The organism is Vibrio sp. 1288 (genome assembly GCF_033344475.1).
Genome location: NZ_JAWPOX010000152.1, coordinates 1 through 1,051, shown reverse-complemented (window position 1 = coordinate 1,051; position 1,051 = coordinate 1). Strand labels below are relative to the sequence as shown.

The 1,051-nt window shown below is 46.8% G+C and carries 1 protein-coding gene and 1 pseudogene; both read right to left on the bottom strand.

Translation table 11 applies throughout. The features are described 5' to 3' along the window. The coding region (locus R8O11_RS25265) for an alpha/beta fold hydrolase (RefSeq protein ID WP_318194616.1) at nucleotides 1-524 on the bottom strand (524 nt) is incomplete at its 3' end. 157 nt (nucleotides 525-681) lie between these two features. Further along, nucleotides 682-1,051 (bottom strand): annotated as a pseudogene (locus R8O11_RS25260) (tRNA (adenosine(37)-N6)-threonylcarbamoyltransferase complex transferase subunit TsaD); the annotation flags it as partial.

Below are 1,051 nucleotides of genomic sequence, written 5' to 3'. Positions count from 1 at the left end.
TGTTTAAATGAAGCGACCAGTTCTGGGTGAACTTGTTGCGCGTTATTCGCAAAGAACAGTGGTGCAACGGCTTCGATAATAGGGCGAGGAACGCCTTGAACTTGGCTGATAGTATGTGGCATCGCAAAGTATTTTTTATGCGTCACTTCTGGTTCCCAACCAATAAAGGTATCCATCAACACCAATGACTTCACTCGTTGTGGGGCTTGAGCGGTCAGTTCCGCACCCCACATACCGCCAACAGATAAGCCAACAATGGAAAATTCGTCGATTTCCAAATGATCCATTAGCGCCAGCATGTGTTGGGCATAATCAACTAAAGACGTGGTCGAAGCAGGAGCGGCGTCCGATTCACCATGCGCCCATAAGTCAGGCACAATACAACGATAGGACTGACTCAAAACTTCAATTTGAGGCGCCCACATTTGGCAATCCCACAAATAGCTATGTCCAAACAGCAGCACAGGCCCTTCGCCTTTGTCTAGGTAAGCAAGTTGCTGGCCTTCAATTTCAAACTTCTTCATTGTTATATCCATTTATTATTCTTCCGCGCCATCCTATCACTGAACACAAAGAAAACTGCTCACATCAGTCTGGAAATCTCGCGCCTTTTTCTTGGGAAAATAAACCACAAAAACAAAGGCCTCTATAAATAGAGGCCAGTCAATATACAAGGTTTGATTACGCGATTGGCGTTAGCTGGTCAATTGGCCAGCGCGGACGCGCTTCTACCGACATATCTGCAACTTCACCGTTCTTCAAACGTTGCATACCTGCATACGCAATCATTGCACCGTTGTCAGTACAGAACTCGGTACGTGGGTAATACACTTCACCACCGATTTTCTTCGCAAGCTTCTCAAGCTCTGCACGCAAGCGACGATTCGCACTTACACCACCAGCAATAACGATGCGCTTCATACCGGTTTGCTCTAATGCACGCTTACATTTAATTGCCAACGTGGCACAAACGGCTTCTTCAAAAGCGTATGCAATATCAGCACGAGTCTGCTCGTCATCGCCATTCGCTGCAATCGTGTTTGCCGTGAAG